At 59.4% G+C, this 16,279-nt stretch carries 15 protein-coding genes and 4 tRNA genes; 15 read left to right on the top strand and 4 right to left on the bottom strand.

What is annotated here, in order from left to right:
- Positions 1-134: 134 nt before the first annotated feature.
- Complete coding sequence (locus tag J2W17_RS00130; protein WP_307327394.1) at positions 135-1,094, top strand: DMT family transporter; 960 nt, start codon at positions 135-137, stop codon at positions 1,092-1,094.
- Between the two features lie 144 nt (positions 1,095-1,238).
- Here the strand turns inward: J2W17_RS00130 and J2W17_RS00135 are convergent, their stop codons facing one another.
- On the bottom strand, positions 1,239-2,633 hold the full coding sequence (locus J2W17_RS00135; RefSeq protein WP_307327396.1) for a class II fumarate hydratase: 1,395 nt from the start codon (positions 2,631-2,633) through the stop codon (positions 1,239-1,241).
- A 190-nt stretch (positions 2,634-2,823) separates the two neighbouring features.
- On the opposite strand from J2W17_RS00135, the gene J2W17_RS00140 reads away from it, so the two are divergent.
- From J2W17_RS00140 to J2W17_RS00170, 7 genes are all read left to right on the top strand, one after another.
- Entirely contained in the window at positions 2,824-3,345 is a 522-nt protein-coding gene (locus J2W17_RS00140) for a DUF2059 domain-containing protein (RefSeq protein WP_064676461.1), read from the top strand.
- A gap of 12 nt (positions 3,346-3,357) precedes the next feature.
- Complete coding sequence (locus tag J2W17_RS00145) at positions 3,358-3,657, top strand: BolA family protein (protein WP_307327398.1); 300 nt, start codon at positions 3,358-3,360, stop codon at positions 3,655-3,657.
- Between the two features lie 237 nt (positions 3,658-3,894).
- On the top strand, positions 3,895-4,836 hold the full coding sequence (trhO, locus tag J2W17_RS00150; RefSeq protein WP_307327401.1) for an oxygen-dependent tRNA uridine(34) hydroxylase TrhO: 942 nt from the start codon (positions 3,895-3,897) through the stop codon (positions 4,834-4,836).
- A 3-nt stretch (positions 4,837-4,839) separates the two neighbouring features.
- Positions 4,840-5,478 (top strand): DsbA family protein, encoded by a 639-nt coding sequence (locus J2W17_RS00155; protein ID WP_307327404.1) that lies wholly within the window; start codon positions 4,840-4,842, stop codon positions 5,476-5,478.
- Positions 5,471-7,288, top strand: coding sequence for an ABC transporter ATP-binding protein (locus J2W17_RS00160; protein ID WP_307327407.1), 1,818 nt, complete (start codon positions 5,471-5,473; stop codon positions 7,286-7,288). Before J2W17_RS00155 ends, J2W17_RS00160 begins: the two co-directional genes overlap by 8 nt.
- A gap of 178 nt (positions 7,289-7,466) precedes the next feature.
- A complete protein-coding gene (locus tag J2W17_RS00165) occupies positions 7,467-9,929 on the top strand; it encodes an EAL domain-containing protein (RefSeq protein ID WP_307327409.1) in 2,463 nt (820 codons plus the stop codon).
- 78 nt (positions 9,930-10,007) lie between these two features.
- On the top strand, positions 10,008-10,769 hold the full coding sequence (locus J2W17_RS00170) for a TenA family transcriptional regulator (protein ID WP_373459900.1): 762 nt from the start codon (positions 10,008-10,010) through the stop codon (positions 10,767-10,769).
- Positions 10,770-10,852: 83 nt separating this feature from the next.
- Here the strand turns inward: J2W17_RS00170 and sugE are convergent, their stop codons facing one another.
- From sugE to rdgC, 3 genes are all read right to left on the bottom strand, one after another.
- Positions 10,853-11,167 (bottom strand): quaternary ammonium compound efflux SMR transporter SugE, encoded by a 315-nt coding sequence (gene sugE / locus J2W17_RS00175; RefSeq protein ID WP_027922462.1) that lies wholly within the window; start codon positions 11,165-11,167, stop codon positions 10,853-10,855.
- 121 nt (positions 11,168-11,288) lie between these two features.
- A complete protein-coding gene (locus tag J2W17_RS00180) occupies positions 11,289-12,254 on the bottom strand; it encodes a bile acid:sodium symporter family protein (RefSeq protein ID WP_307327418.1) in 966 nt (321 codons plus the stop codon).
- 134 nt (positions 12,255-12,388) lie between these two features.
- The gene (gene rdgC / locus J2W17_RS00185) at positions 12,389-13,309 is read right to left on the bottom strand and encodes a recombination-associated protein RdgC (protein ID WP_150744468.1); all 921 of its coding nucleotides are present in this window, start codon (positions 13,307-13,309) and stop codon (positions 12,389-12,391) included.
- 162 nt (positions 13,310-13,471) lie between these two features.
- Here rdgC and J2W17_RS00190 point away from each other — a divergent pair.
- From J2W17_RS00190 to J2W17_RS00220, 7 genes are all read left to right on the top strand, one after another.
- A tRNA-Val gene (locus J2W17_RS00190) sits at positions 13,472-13,547 on the top strand.
- Between the two features lie 19 nt (positions 13,548-13,566).
- Positions 13,567-13,643 (top strand) — tRNA-Asp (locus J2W17_RS00195).
- A gap of 188 nt (positions 13,644-13,831) precedes the next feature.
- Positions 13,832-13,907: transfer RNA gene (locus J2W17_RS00200), tRNA-Val, on the top strand.
- Between the two features lie 15 nt (positions 13,908-13,922).
- A tRNA-Asp gene (locus J2W17_RS00205) sits at positions 13,923-13,999 on the top strand.
- A gap of 364 nt (positions 14,000-14,363) precedes the next feature.
- On the top strand, positions 14,364-15,080 hold the full coding sequence (locus tag J2W17_RS00210) for an FKBP-type peptidyl-prolyl cis-trans isomerase (protein WP_307327425.1): 717 nt from the start codon (positions 14,364-14,366) through the stop codon (positions 15,078-15,080).
- Between the two features lie 294 nt (positions 15,081-15,374).
- Positions 15,375-15,830, top strand: a complete 456-nt coding sequence (locus J2W17_RS00215; RefSeq protein WP_064676472.1) for a YkvA family protein — start codon at positions 15,375-15,377, stop codon at positions 15,828-15,830.
- A gap of 113 nt (positions 15,831-15,943) precedes the next feature.
- Positions 15,944-16,279, top strand: a complete 336-nt coding sequence (locus J2W17_RS00220) for a helix-turn-helix domain-containing protein (protein WP_307327430.1) — start codon at positions 15,944-15,946, stop codon at positions 16,277-16,279.

The raw sequence follows: 16,279 nt of genomic DNA on the forward strand, positions 1-16,279 counted from the left end.
CGATCGACGGCCTATCGCTCCTTGAATGTGGCGACCTGTACAGTTCCATTCGCGGCCAGTCGCCAACTGTCCCTGTGTGCCGAGCTCCTCTGGGCCTAGAATGACGGTTTTCGCCAATCGGTTTCGGGGTTTCCATGCACGTTTCATCGGGTCGCTGGGTTTATGGTCTGTTCCTGGCCTTGTTGACCGCGTTGTTGTGGGGAATCCTGCCGATCAAGCTCAAGCAAGTGCTGCTGGTGATGGATCCGGTGACGGTGACCTGGTTTCGTCTGATGGTGTCCGGCGGGTGCCTGTTCATTTTCCTGGCGGCGACCAGGCGTCTGCCCAGTCGCAAAGTCCTCGGCCCGCGCGGCGGCTGGCTGGTATTGATGGCGGTGCTCGGTCTGGTGGGCAACTACGTGCTGTACCTGATGGGATTGAATCTGCTCAGCCCCGGCACCGCGCAGCTGGTGGTGCAGACGGGGCCGATCATGCTGCTGATTGCCAGTCTGTTTGTGTTCAGGGAGCGGTTCAGCATTGGGCAGGGGATTGGCCTGCTGGTGCTGGTGGTCGGCTTCGTGTTGTTTTTCAACCAGCGGCTGGTCGAGTTGTTCACGTCCCTGACCGACTATACGGCCGGCGTTCTGTTGGTGTTGCTGGCTTCCACCGTCTGGACCTTCTATGCCCTGGGGCAGAAGCAATTGCTGACGGTGTGGAATTCGTTTCAGGTGATGATGGTGATCTACCTGTTTTGCGGGTTGTTGCTGACGCCATGGGTGCATCCGTTGGAGGCGCTGCAACTGAGCCCGTTGCAAGGCTGGCTGCTGCTGGCGTGTTGCATGAACACCCTGATTGCCTACGGCGCGTTTGCCGAGGCACTGGCGCATTGGGAAGCTTCGCGAGTGAGTGCCACCCTGGCGATCACGCCGTTGGTGACCTTTGCTGCGGTGGCGGTAGCGGCGTGGTTATGGCCGGAATATGTGCATGCCGAGACGATCAATGGTCTGGGGTATGGTGGGGCGGTGCTGGTAGTGCTGGGGTCGGCGCTGGTGGCGTTGGGGCCTTCGTTGATGGCCGGGATCCGGGCTCGGCGGGTGCGGATGGCGGCCAGTTAGACCGCGTTATCGTTCTTCGTCGGATCGCCGCCCGGAGCAAGCCCGCTCCCACAGGGATTTGTGTCGACCACTTTTTCGTGAATGACACAATACCCTGTGGGAGCGGGCTTGCTCGCGAAGGCGGACTGTCAGGCGCTACAGGACTCAGCCCTTGGCCCCAGCCTCCAGCATATTCTCCGGCCTTACCCAGGCATCGAACTCTTCATCGGTCAGGTACCCCAACTGCAACGCCGCTTCCCGCAACGTCAGCCCTTCGCCATAAGCCTTCTTGGCGATCTCCGCCGACTTGTCATAGCCGATATGCGGATTCAGCGCCGTCACCAGCATCAGTCCGCGTTCCAGATGTTCCGCCATTTTCGCCGCATCCGGTTCCAGACCGGCGATGCAATGCTGCTGGAAGTTGCTGCAGCCATCGCCCAACAGCCTGATCGATTGCAGCAGGTTGTGGATGATCACCGGTTTGAACACGTTCAGTTGCAAGTGGCCCTGACTCGCCGCAAAACCGATGGCGACGTCGTTGCCCAAGACCTGGCACGCCAGCATCGACAACGCTTCGCACTGGGTCGGATTGACCTTGCCGGGCATGATCGAACTGCCCGGTTCGTTGGCGGGCAGTTTCACCTCGGCAAAACCGGCACGCGGTCCGGAACCCAGCAGGCGCAGGTCGTTGGCGATTTTCATTAGGGTGACGGCGAGGGTTTTCAGCGCGCCGGACAAGGTGGTCAGTGGCTCATGACCGGCCAGTGCGGCGAATTTGTTCGGTGCGGTGACGAACGGCAGGCCGGAGAGAGCGGCCAGTTCGGCGGCGATCGCTTCGCCGAAACCGTGGGGCGAGTTCAAGCCCGTACCAACGGCGGTGCCGCCCTGGGCCAGTTCGTAAACGGCCGGCAGTGCACTGCGGATCGCCCGTTCCGCGTAATCCAGTTGCGCGATGAACGCCGACAGTTCCTGGCCGAAGGTGATGGGGGTCGCGTCCATCATGTGGGTGCGGCCGGTCTTTACCAGCTTCATGTGCCGCGCGGATAACTCGGCCAATCCGCCGGATAATTCGCTGATCGCCGGCAGCAAATGCTTTTGCACGGCCTGGGCCGCGGCGATGTGCATCGCAGTGGGGAAGCAATCGTTGGAGCTCTGGGAGCGATTGACGTGATCGTTGGGGTGCACCGGAGTCTTGCCGCCGCGCGGGTTGCCGGCCAGTTCATTGGCACGACCGGCGATCACTTCATTGACGTTCATGTTGCTCTGGGTGCCGCTGCCGGTCTGCCAGACCACCAGCGGGAACTGGTCGTCGTGACTGCCGTCGAGCACTTCGTCGGCGGCCTGTTCGATCAGTCGGGCGATGTCGGCGGGCAGGTCGCCGTTGCGGTCATTGACCCGCGCCGCGGCTTTCTTGATTAGCGCCAGCGCATGCAGCACCGCCAGCGGCATGCGTTCGTTGCCGATGGCGAAATTGATCAGCGAGCGTTGCGTCTGAGCGCCCCAGTAAGCTTCATCCGGGACTTCAACCTGGCCAAGGCTGTCGGTTTCGATACGGCTCATCATGCACACTCCTGTAGGTCTGATAGCGAGTTTAGGCCCTGATCCATCGCGGTGGTTCCATCAGTCTGGAATTTGACCGTTCACCCCTCTAAATCAGGCCCGACAAGGCTTGGGGTTGAGCCATACGGTTTTTTAGGCGCAGAATGGTCGCCCTTGGGGTTTTACCTCGCCTGCTAGAAAAGGAAACTCGATGACTCGTCTTCGTGCCATCTGTACCGCGGTTGCACTGGTTTGCGCCAGCGGCCCTGTTTTTGCCGATACCGCCAGCCACAACGCCAGTGCCGAGGCTTTCCTGACCCTGGCGCACGCTGACAAACTGGGCACTCCGGTGTACATGCAAGTGCAGCAAATGTTCGCTCAGCGCTTTGAACAGACCAAAGCCCCCGAGTCGAAAAAAGCCCTGCTGGAAACCTACCAGGCCAAAGCCAACGCCGCTCTGGACCAAGCCATCGGCTGGAACAAGCTGAAGCCGGACATGGTCAAGCTCTACACCACCAACTTCAGCGAATCCGAGCTCAAGGACCTGGTTGCGTTCTACAAGTCGCCACTGGGCAAGAAAGTTCTGGAAAAAATGCCGCAGCTGACCCAGCAATCGGCCCAGATGACCCAGGCCAAGCTGGAAAGCGCAGTGCCTGTGGTCAACAAACTGCTGGCAGACATGACCGCCGAGCTGGAGCCTAAAGGCGCCGCTCCAGCCAAGAAAAAGCCGTAAGCGGAGTCTGGTATGAGCATGCAACAACGCATCGAATCGACGCTGGGCCTGTTACAGCCCGAGCACCTGCAAGTGCTGGATGAAAGCCACATGCACAGCCGTGGGTTGCAGACCCACTTCAAGGCTGTGGTGGTCAGCCAGCAGTTCGAAGGGCTTAACCGCGTCAAGCGTCACCAGAAAGTCTATGGCACGCTCGGCGAGTTGATGGGCGAGTTCCATGCGTTGGCGCTGCATACCTACACGCCAGATGAATGGGCACAGATCGACGCGGCCCCGGCCTCGCCGACCTGTGCTGGCGGCAGCAAGCATTAACACGGCCCCCTGTAGGAGCTGGCTTGCCAGCGAAGGCGTCGTCACAGCCAACAATGATGTCGACTGACCCTCCGCCTTCGCTGGCAAGCCAGCTCCTACAAGGGCAGGCGTCGCTGGCAAGCCAGTTCCTACAGTGCCGTTTATTTTTGCTAGAATCCGCAACGCGCCGCTCACCCGGCGCGTTTTTTTTCGTATCCGGTTCACCCCTTACGAGGGTAGCCACCTGGAGAATCACCCATGACACAACAGATTGTCGTGGCGGCACTGTATAAGTTCGTCACCCTGGAAGATTACGTCGCTTTGCGTGAGCCACTGCTGCAAGCGATGGTCGACAACGGCATCAAAGGCACACTGCTGATCGCCGAGGAAGGCATCAACGGTACCGTGTCCGGCAGCCGCGAAGGCATCGACGGGCTGATGGCCTGGCTCAAGAACGACCCGCGCATGGACGACATCGACCACAAAGAGTCGTACTGCGTTGATCAGCCGTTCTATCGCACCAAGGTCAAACTCAAGAAAGAAATCGTCACCCTCGGCGTCGAAGGCGTGGACCCGAATAAAAAGGTCGGCACCTACGTCGATCCAGAGAACTGGAATGCGCTGATCAGCGATCCGGAAGTGCTGTTGATCGACACCCGCAACGACTACGAAGTCTCGATCGGCACCTTCGAAGGCGCCATTGATCCGAAGACGACGAGCTTTCGCGAATTCCCTGATTACATCAAAGCCCATTTCGACCCGGCCGTGCACAAGAAAGTCGCGATGTTCTGCACCGGCGGCATTCGTTGTGAAAAGGCTTCGAGCTACATGCTCAGCCAGGGTTTCGACGAGGTTTATCACCTCAAGGGTGGCATTCTGAAGTACCTGGAAGAAGTACCGCAGGAAGAAACCAAATGGCAGGGCGACTGCTTCGTGTTCGATAACCGCGTGACCGTGCGCCATGACCTCAGCGAAGGCGACTACGATCAATGTCATGCCTGTCGCACACCGATCAGCGTCGACGACCGCGCATCCGAGCACTACGTGGCCGGCATCAGTTGCCCGCATTGCTGGGATAAGCTGAGCGAGAAGACCCGCCGCAGTGCCATCGACAGGCAAAAGCAGATCGAACTGGCCAAGGCGCGCAACCTGCCTCACCCGATCGGCTACAACTACAAGCAAACCCCTTCCGAGGCCTGAACCATGTCTGCGCAACGCCTGCTCTATGTGATGGACCCGATGTGTTCCTGGTGCTGGGGCTTCGCGCCGGTGGCCAATGCGCTGGTCGAGCAGGCGCAGGCAGCGGGTGTGGACGTGCACCTGGTCGTGGGCGGTTTGCGTACCGGGAGCGGCTCCGCGCTGGAGCCGACCACCCGGCGCTACATCCTTGAGCATTGGCAGGCGGTCACCGAGGCCACGGGTCAACCGTTCAAGCTGGAAGGCGCGTTGCCCGAGGGCTTTGTGTACGACACCGAACCTGCCTGTCGGGCACTGGTAACTGCACGCAGCCTGGCGCCGGATTGTGCGTGGAGACTGCTCGGGCTGATTCAGCATGCGTTTTACGCCGAAGGTCGCGATGTCACACATGCCAGCGTGCTGGTGGAACTGGCGGAGCAGGCCGGTTTGCCGCGCATCGAGTTCGCCGCAGCGTTCGACCGCGCCGATCAGCATGCCGCAACGGCGGCCGATTTCACTTGGGTTCAGGACCTGGGCATCGCCGGTTTCCCGACCTTGCTGGCGGAGCGTGACGGTCAGTTGGCGCTCTTGACCAATGGCTATCAGCCGCTGAGTGTGCTGTCCCCATTGCTCGGCCGCTGGCTGGAGCGCGCGGCCTGTGCATGACCTGCCCGATGACGCGCCGGCACCCAAGCGCGTCGATCGACTGAGCTGGGCGGAAATCCGGCGGCTTGCCCTGCTGCATAAAAAATCCCTGTGGATCGCCAACGGCGTGGCCGTGCTGGCGACCCTGTGTAGCGTACCGATCCCCTTGCTGTTGCCGTTGCTGGTGGACGAAGTGTTGCTGGGCCACGGCGACACCGCGCTGAAAATCATGAACCACGCGCTGCCCGACGTCTGGCAGAAAGCCGCGGGCTACATAGGCTTGATGCTGTTCGTGACCTTGGGCCTGCGGTGCGCTGCGCTGCTGTTCAACGTGGTGCAGGCGAAGCTGTTCGCCGCGCTGGCCAAGGACATCGTGTACCGTATTCGTGTACGCCTGATCGAACGACTCAAGCGCATTTCGCTGGGTGAATACGAAAGTCTGGGCAGCGGCACGGTGACCACGCACCTGGTCACCGACCTGGACACGCTGGACAAATTTGTCGGCGAAACCCTCAGCCGTTTCCTTGTGGCCATGCTGACCCTGGTTGGCACCGCGGGCATCCTGATGTGGATGCACTGGAAACTGGCGCTGCTGATTCTGTTGTTCAACCCGCTGGTGATCTACGCCACGGTGCAGTTGGGCAAGCGGGTCAAGCACCTGAAGAAACTCGAAAACGACAGTACTTCGCGTTTCACCCAGGCACTCACCGAAACCCTCGATTCGATCCAGGAAGTCCGTGCCGGCAACCGTCAGGGTTTTTTCCTCGGGCGACTTGGCCAACGGGCGCGTGAAGTGCGCGACTACGCGGTGAGTTCGCAGTGGAAAACCGATGCGTCGAACCGTGCCAGCGGCTTGCTGTTCCAGTTCGGCATCGATATTTTTCGTGCCGCCGCCATGCTCACCGTACTGTTTTCCGACCTGTCGATCGGGCAGATGCTGGCGGTGTTCAGTTACCTGTGGTTCATGATCGGTCCGGTGGAACAACTGCTGAACCTGCAATATGCCTACTACGCCGCCGGTGGCGCGCTGTCGCGGATCAACGAGTTGCTGGCCCGGGCCGACGAACCTGAATACCCGGGCGGTGTCGACCCGTTCAACGGTCGCGAAACCGTCGGCATCGAAGTCCAGGGATTGAGTTTCGGCTACGGCGATGAATTGGTGTTGAACCAGATGAACCTGTCGATCGCTCCCGGTGAAAAGGTCGCGATTGTCGGCGCCAGCGGTGGCGGCAAAAGCACCCTGGTGCAACTGTTGCTGGGCCTGTACACGCCGCTCGCCGGGACCATCCGCTTCGGCGGTTCGACCCAGCAGGAAATCGGCCTGGAAACCGTTCGGGAAAACGTAGCAGTGGTCCTGCAGCACCCCGCGCTGTTCAACGACACCGTGCGCGCCAACCTGACCATGGGCCGCGAACGTAACGACGAGGCATGCTGGCAGGCGCTGGAAATTGCGCAGCTGCACGCCACGATTCGTGAATTGCCCAATGGCCTGGACAGTATTGTCGGTCGTTCCGGCGTGCGCTTGTCCGGCGGCCAGCGTCAACGCCTGGCGATTGCGCGGATGGTGTTGGCCGAGCCCAAGGTGGTGATACTCGACGAGGCCACCTCCGCCCTGGACGCGGCCACTGAATACAACCTGCACCAGGCATTGCAGCGCTTCCTGAGCAATCGCACCACCTTGATCATTGCGCACCGGCTGTCCGCGGTGAAACAGGCCGACCGGGTGCTGGTGTTCGACGGCGGGCAAATTGCCGAGGATGGCGACCATCAGCAATTGATTGCCGATGGTGGGTTGTACGCCAAGCTGTATGGGCATTTGCAGCAACATTAGACCCATGCCGCAGAATATCGGGACCTGTTCGCGCCGTCGACGCCGAAAATCCGTCCCTGGTATCGCTGTTACTATGCTGCCCTCGGGAGTGCCGCTTGCCTAGAATGAGAACCCATCCTAGTCTGGCTGTAGCGATTTCGTCCGGACGACGAACGGGTAGTGCTTATCAAGGGACCTCATGAATCAGACTCGGACTCTCGGAACGCCCCGGCTGCTGGGCATCGTCTGGCCTTTTATCGCCGTCGTGCTGTTTCAAGCACTGCTGGGGGGCGTCAGTCTGTACATGCTTTCCGCCGTCCGCGGCTACGTGGCGGGTGAAAGCCTGTGGTCCAAGGGCCAGAAAGACGCCATTTATTACCTCAACCTCTACGCCGACAGTCATGACGAGGCGATTTTTCGCAAGTACGAGAGCGCCATTGCCGTACCTGAGGGAGGGCACGAGTTACGTCTGGCGCTGGATCATCAGCCACCGAACATCGACGCGGCACGAGTGGCGATCCTCAAGGGTGGCAATCACCCGGATGACGTCTCCAGTTTGATCTGGCTGTACCTCAACTTCCGGCACTTCAGCTACCTGGAAAAAGCCATCGACCTCTGGCGGGTGGGGGACGCCTACCTGGTGCGATTGGATGACGTTGCGCAGCAGATGCACCGGCGCATGACCGCCAATCAGGCCACGGATGCCGACATCCAGCGCTGGAAGGCGCAGATATTCGCCATCAATGATGGCGTGACACCGGCGGCGAAGGCCTTCAGTGATGCCTTGGGCGAAGGATCGCGGGTGATTCTGCGGCTGTTGTTGGTGATCAATCTGGCCACTGCCCTGGGCTTGATCGTCCTGGCGCTGATGCGCACCCACAAACTGCTCAAGCAGCGGCATGCGTTCGCCGACGCGCTGCAACTGGAGAAAGACCGTGCGCAAATCACGCTGCAATCGATTGGCGATGGCGTGATCACCACGGATGTCGAAGGTGCGATCGCCTACATGAACCCGGCCGCCGAGGCCTTGACGCACTGGAAGGCCGAGCAGGCGACTGGTTTGCCCCTGGCGGCGCTGTTCAATCTGCTGGACGAGAATGCTCAGGCCGACGGTTTTACCTTGATCGAGCATATATTGAGCGGACAGCTCAGCGGTGGCAGCGAACATTCCAAATTGATTCAACGCCTGGACGGCAGCACGGTGTCGGTCACGCTGGTGGGTGCACCGATCCGTAATGCCGGCAAGGTCAGCGGCACCGTGCTGGTGTTGCATGACATGACCCAGGAGCGGCAATACATTGCCAATCTGTCCTGGCAGGCGACCCACGATGCCCTGACCGGGCTGGCCAACCGTCGCGAGTTCGAGTATCGCCTGGAGCAGGCGCTGCACAATCTGACGCGGCATTCGGGGCGCCATGCGTTGATGTTCCTCGACCTGGATCAGTTCAAACTGGTCAACGATACCTGCGGTCACGCGGCCGGTGACGAGTTGCTGCGGCATATCTGCGCGTTATTGCAATCGGGCCTGCGCGAGGGCGATACCCTGGCCCGGTTGGGGGGCGACGAGTTTGGCATCCTGCTGGAAAACTGTGCCCCGCACGCCGCGGAAAAGATTGCCGAGGTGTTGCGCCAGACCGTACAGAACCTGCATTTCGTCTGGAAAGGCCGACCCTTCGTCACCACGGTGAGTATCGGCCTGGTGCATGTCACGCAGAGCCCGACCACCCTCGAAGCCTCGCTGCGCGCTGCGGACATGGCCTGCTACATGGCCAAGGAAAAGGGGCGCAATCGGGTTCAGGTCTACCATGCCGACGATTCGGAACTGTCCCTGCGCTTTGGCGAGATGGCCTGGGTGCAACGCTTGCACATGGCGCTGGAAGACAACCGCTTCTGTTTATACGCCCAGGAAATTGCGCCCCTTGGCGCTACCGAACAGGGAGGCGGGCATATCGAGATCCTGTTGCGCCTGCATGACGAAGCCGGACGGATGATTATGCCCGACAGTTTCATTCCGGCCGCTGAACGTTACGGCCTGATGACGTCTCTCGACCGTTGGGTGGTGGAGAACGTGTTCAAGATCATTGCCCAGTGCATAGCCGACAAGCGCAAATGCCCGCCCATGGCGATGTGTGCGATAAATCTGTCAGGCACCACCATCGGAGATGAGGCGTTTCTCGACTTTCTGCGCGAACAATTTGTTGCGTATTCAATTCCGCCTGAAATGATTTGTTTTGAAATCACAGAGACGAGCGCGATTTCAAATCTGGGCAGTGCAATAAAATTTATCAATGAACTCAAAGGGTTAGGATGCCACTTTTCGCTCGATGATTTTTGCGCCGGAATGTCCTCATTCGCGTATTTGAAACATTTGCCTGTAGACTTCCTGAAGATCGACGGGAGTTTCGTAAAGGATATGCTGGACGACCCGATTAACCGCGCCATGGTCGAAGTGATCAATCACATCGGTCATGTCATGGGTAAGCGCACGATTGCCGAGTTTGTCGAGACGCCCCAGATCGAGCAGGCATTGCTGGAGATCGGGGTGGATTACGCTCAAGGGTATGTGATTGAACGCCCGCATCCGTTTACCTGCGATAGTCTGCAACGTCGTCCTGCCCGGCCCCGGCCCTTGTTGTTCAAGGCGCCTGGCACGTTCCGCTGAAAACTCTCGCTGGTCCTTACAATCACAATCAAAAGGAGCCCGACAGTGATCGACACATTCATCAGAACCGGACCACTCATGGAAGCTGCAAGTTATCCCGCCTGGGCTCAGCGCCTGATCCAGGATTGCAGCGCGAGCAAGCGCCGGGTTGTCGAACACGAACTGTACCAGCGTCTGCGTGATAACAAGCTCAGTGCAAAGACCATGCGCCACTACCTGATCGGTGGCTGGCCTGTGGTCGAACAGTTCGCTTTATACATGGCACAGAACCTGACCAAGACTCGCTTTGCCCGCCATCCAGGCGAGGACATGGCGCGTCGCTGGCTGATGCGCAATATTCGCGTGGAACTCAATCACGCTGATTACTGGGTGCATTGGAGCCGTGCCCACGGTGTCAGCCTGGAAGATCTGCAAGCGCAACAGGTTGCCCCGGAACTGCATGCCTTGAGCCATTGGTGCTGGCACACCAGTTCCGCGGACTCACTGATCGTTGCCATTGCCGCCACCAACTACGCCATCGAAGGTGCGACCGGGGAGTGGTCGGCGCTGGTGTGTTCCAGTGGCGTCTATGCGGCATCGTTCCCCGAGGAAGATCGCAAGCGGGCCATGAAGTGGCTGAAGATGCATGCCCAGTATGACGATGCCCATCCGTGGGAAGCACTGGAAATCATCTGTACGTTGGCGGGCATGAACCCGAGCAAGTCCCTGCAGGTGGAGCTGCGCCAGGCCGTCTGCAAGAGCTATGACTACATGTTCCTGTTTCTGGAGCGCTGCATGCAGCTCGAGCATGCAGAGAGGGCTCCGGTGATGCGTGAGCGGATGGCGCTGGCCGAAAGCTGATCCGTAATTCGCTGCATTGAAAAAGCCCGCTCTCCTGTCCGTATCGACAGGAGCGCGGGCTTTTTTGTGGCCGGTGCAATTGGCTAGGCGCTGACTTTCAGTCCAACCAGTCCGGCAATGATCAGGGCCACGCTGGCCAGTCGGAACAGCGCCATGGATTCACCAAACAGAATGATCCCGGCTATTACCGTCCCGACTGCCCCCACGCCCGTCCAGATCGCATAGGCCGTGCCCAGCGGCAGTTCCTTCATGGCAAGACCCAGCAAACCCAGGCTGATAGCCATGGCGGCAACGGTCAACGCGGTGGGGAGAGGGCGGCTGAATCCATCGGTGTACTTGAGGCCGACGGCCCAGCCGACTTCGAACAGGCCGGCGAAAAACAGAATGATCCAGGACATGAGGAGACCTCCATCGATTGACGGGGTCGTCCCCAGATTTAATGACTCGATCGAGCCGCGAGGTCGTCCTCGCGTTGCGCAGAATAGTGCCCATTATTAACCCGCAGATCAAGATCATGGATCAGTCGGTGGCCTCTTTGGCCGCTGTTGCCCTGTCCGCTTTCTCGCTCATGCGCCGGAAATACGTCGAGAGCAGCGCCCCGGAAATGTTGTGCCAGACGCTGAACAATGCGCTGGGCACCGCCGCCAGCGGCGAGAAGTGCGCGCTGGCCAGCGCGGCACCCAGTCCGGAGTTTTGCATGCCGACCTCCAGCGCCAGGGATTTACGCTGGGCCAGGGGCAACTTGAACAGCCTGCCGGTGAAATAACCCAGCAGGTAGCCGAAGCTGTTGTGCAGCATCACCACGGCCATGATCAGCAGGCCGGACTCGGCGATTTTCGCCTGGCTGGCGGCGACCACCGCGGTGACGATGATCACGATGCTGACTACCGAGACCAGGGGCAATACTTCCACCGCGTGGCGCACCCGGGCACCGAGCACCCGTTGGGCGACCACGCCGAGCACGATCGGCAGCAGGACCACTTGCAGGATCGACCAGAACAGCTCCATGAACGACACCGGCAGCCACGCCGAGGCCAGCAGCCAGATCAGTGCCGGCGTCAGCAGCGGCGCGAGGAGGGTGGTGACGGCGGCGATGGCCACCGACAGCGCCAGATCTCCACGGGCCAGCCAGGTCATCACGTTCGACGAGGTACCGCTCGGGCAGCAACCCACCAGAATCACACCGACCGCGATTTCCGGCGGCAAGTGGAACACCTGGCAGAGCAACCACGCCACGCCGGGCATGATCACGAAATGGGCAACCACGCCCAGGGCCACACGCCACGGATGGCGCGCGACTTCGGCGAAGTCTTCAAGCTTGAGGGTCAGGCCCATGCCGAACATGACCAGCCCCAGCAGTGGGACGATTGCGCTCTTGAGGCCGATGAACCACGTCGGTTGCAGGAATGCTACGACGGCGAAAATCAGTACCCAGTAAGCGAAGGTATTGCCGACAAAACGACTCAATGCTGCGAGTGCGCGCATGGCCTGATCCTATTTGTGGGAGGGTATACAATTTCTGTAGGAGCTGGCTTGCCAGCGAAGAGGCCCTCAAGTCATACACAAGGCATGACGACGCCTTCGCTGGCAAGCCAGCTCCTACATGGGGTGCCGCGTTGTTAGATCCCCTGCGGAGTCTCTTCCCCACCCAGCGCTTCAACCAGCGCCGGCAGGAAATCGCCGAACGTCAGCATCATCAGGGTGAAGCTGGCATCCAGTTGGCCCAGGGCTTCCTCGCCACCGTCCTGTTCCGCCTGGTCTTGCAGCAGGTCTTCGAACTTCAGGCGCTTGACCACCATCTTGTCGTCGAGGACGAACGACAGCTTGTCTTGCCAGGCCAGCGACAACTGAGTGACCACTTTGCCAGTGCTCAGGTGCAGCTGGATTTCTTCGCTGGTCAGGTCCTGGCGCTTGCAACGAACGATGCCACCGTCTTCATGGGTGTCGCGCAGTTCACACTCGTCCAGCACGAAGAAGTCGTCCGCGGCTTTCTGGGTGGTCACCCATTCCGTCATGGTCGCCGTCGGGGACATCTTCACGGTCAGTGGGCGCACCGGCAGCGTACCGATCACTTCACGCAGGGTGGACAGCAGGTCTTCGGCACGTTTCGGGCTGGCCGAATTGACCAGGATCAGGCCCTGTTTCGGCGCGATGGCGGCGAAGGTCGACGAACGACGGATAAAGGCGCGGGGCAGGAAGGCCTGGATGATTTCATCCTTGATCTGGTCGCGTTCCTTTTTGTAGACCTTGCGCATTTGCTCGGCTTCGATCTCCTCGACCTTTTCCTTCACCGCGTCGCGCACGACGCTGCCCGGCAGAATGCGTTCTTCCTTGCGGGCGCTGATCAGCAGGAAGTCACCGCTGACGTGTACCAGGGGCGCATCTTCGCCCTTGCCGAACGGCGCGACGAAACCGTAGGTGGTCAACTCCTGGCTTGCACATGGACGCGCCAGTTTGGTGGCCAGTGCAGTTTCCAACGCCTCGGCATCAACAGGCAGATCTTGGGTCAGGCGATAGAGCAGCAGGTTTTTGAACCACATGGGGTGAGTCTCTCCTTAATATACAAAGGGGGGCATTATTCTCTTCGCGGCGCCATAGGCCAACCCTTAGCTAAGCCTTTGGAAGGCCTGCAAAAATTATTTAAAAAAGTGCTTGCCAGAGGTTGGGGTGCTCCGTAGAATGCGCGCCACACCGAACGTGAAGGGTGATTAGCTCAGCTGGGAGAGCGTCTGCCTTACAAGCAGAATGTCGGCGGTTCGATCCCGTCATCACCCACCATTCGCATTCAGTGTTACGCGCAGCGGTAGTTCAGTCGGTTAGAATACCGGCCTGTCACGCCGGGGGTCGCGGGTTCGAGTCCCGTCCGCTGCGCCATATTCGGTTACCTGGAATGCTGAACGCCAGGTCACCACGGAAAAGCCCGCTCACGCGGGTTTTTTTCTGCCTGAAGTTCCTGCAGGGTGCTTCGTTTCACGGGTTTTCAGATTTTTTTGAATAATTTATCAATTAAATCAACACTTTATGAAAAACCGTGGCATAATGTGCCCCGCAACGAAGGTAAAGGGTGATTAGCTCAGCTGGGAGAGCGTCTGCCTTACAAGCAGAATGTCGGCGGTTCGATCCCGTCATCACCCACCACTTTCAACGCTACGCGCAGCGGTAGTTCAGTCGGTTAGAATACCGGCCTGTCACGCCGGGGGTCGCGGGTTCGAGTCCCGTCCGCTGCGCCATATTCGGTTATCTGGAATGCTGAACGCCAGATCACCACACGCAAAGCCCGCCTAGTGCGGGCTTTTTGCTGTCTGGAGATTGGCTTTTGCGCTTTTTCCCTGTAGGCGCGAGCTTGCTCGCGATGGTCTCAAGGGCGGCGCGTTGATTCAGGAAAAACGCGTTATCGTTAACGTTCTTCGCGAGCAAGCTTGCTCCTACAGACGAAGATGACAGACTCTTCATCCTCCGATTCCGGAAATGCGTTGAAACACCTGAACTTATCAGAAGTTTCCTGCTCTCATGCCGGTAGCCATTGGTCGTGGCCGCCTGATAAGCTCGCGGCTTTACTCGATTGCCCTTTAGGCGCATGAACAAGGAAATAGCATGAAACAGCATCGGTTGGCGGCGGCGGTGGCCCTGGTTGGCCTGGTACTAGCGGGTTGTGATTCGCAGACCAGCGTAGAGCTCAAAACCCCGGCGCAAAAAGCTTCCTACGGGATTGGCCTGAACATGGGCAAAAGCCTGGCTCAGGAAGGCATGGACGATCTGGACTCCAAAGCCGTTGCCCAGGGCATCGAAGATGCCGTCGGCAAGAAAGAACAGAAGCTGAAAGACGAAGAGCTGGTCGAGGCCTTCGCAGCACTGCAAAAGCGTGCTGAAGAACGTATGGCCAAGATGAGCGAAGAGTCGGCAACCGCCGGCAAGAAATTCCTCGAAGACAACGCCAAGAAAGCGGGTGTCACCACCACGGCTTCGGGCCTGCAGTATGAAGTGGTCAAGAAAGCCGATGGCGTACAGCCAAAGGCAACTGACGTCGTGACTGTCCACTACACCGGTACCCTGACCAACGGCACGGTTTTCGACAGCTCCGTCGAGCGCGGCAGCCCGATCGATCTACCGGTCAGCGGTGTGATCCCGGGTTGGGTCGAAGGCCTGCAACTGATGCACGTTGGCGAGAAGTACAAACTGTACATTCCTAGCGAGCTGGCTTACGGCGCCCAAAGCCCGAGCCCGGCGATTCCAGCCAACTCGGTGCTGGTATTCGACCTGGAACTGCTGGGCATCAAGGACCCGGCAAAACAGGACGACGCTGCCAAGTAATCGGCGTCTGCTCCAACGACAACGCCTCGCTTATGCGGGGCGTTGTTGCATCTGGCGTTCAGCAAGGGTAAACAATGCGAACGGATGCTGAACGCTGGAGTCATAGCCATTGAGGACGCCCTGCGCTATCCGCGCCAGAGCGCCAAGTCAATGAAATCTTGGGTTTTTTTATGTGAGTAAAAAACGCCCGATCTGAGCCCAGCCCTTATGAAACGGGGGCTTCAGCCGCGAAATGCAGCTCTGTTCACAAGGTTATCCACAATTTGTGTGGATAACATTTCAGCGGGAGAATTTATGAAAGCGCCCTGGAATTTCGCTCGTTTTCTGCCACTCGCCGGACGCCTGCTTGCTCGTGGTCGTTTGCCGACCTTGCTGTTCGCGGTGGCCAGCAAAGGTGCCACTCAGGGAAACCGGCTGGGCAAGCTCAAGGACGATCTGCGTTTGTTACAGGCGCTGTGCCTGGCCTATTGGCGAGGCGAGTACCGTGCCATCAGCCCGAAAGCGCTGATCTCGGTGGTCGCGGGCTTGATGTACTTCCTCAGTCCGGTGGATGCGATCCCGGACTTCATTCCGATGTTCGGCATGCTCGATGACATCGCCGTGCTGGCTTGGCTGATGAAAGTCCTCGACGACGAACTCAACGCCTTCCGCGCCTGGCGCAAACGCCAGCTGCCGGAGAAGCTCGCCATTGTCGAGCGCCTGCCCGATACCCCGGAGCAACTCAAGCTTCAGCACCCGAAAAAGCACTGAGCCTCTTCAAGACGTCCTTATATTCAAACCCCTCGCGACCTTGGCCGCTGTTAGGATTACACTTCTAGGGAAAAGTGCCGACTCGCTAAGTGTCGTTGTCCTACGGGGAAGTCATGGATATTCAGATAATCACACGCGAAGGCGAGCCCGAGTATGCAGTACTGCCGTGGGCTCAGTATCAGGCTTTACTGAAAGCAGCAGGCATCACCCAGCAACCGCCGCAGGTCGCCCAGGAGCGTCACGCGGCATCACCAGAGCCGATTCTTCCGGGTCTGGATCAACTCCGCAGTTTGCGCGAAGGAAAGGGCATCGCCATCGAGGCGCTGGCCCGCACGGTAGGCATCAGCCCGTCTTATCTGGCCCTGATCGAAAGTGGCGAGCGTCAACCCGACGCTGCGATTCGCCGCAGCCTGGCCTGGGAAATGACGGTGCCAGGGTGGAGGGATTAA

It is taken from the genome of Pseudomonas lini, assembly GCF_030812475.1.
GTDB lineage: Bacteria > Pseudomonadota > Gammaproteobacteria > Pseudomonadales > Pseudomonadaceae > Aquipseudomonas > Aquipseudomonas lini_A.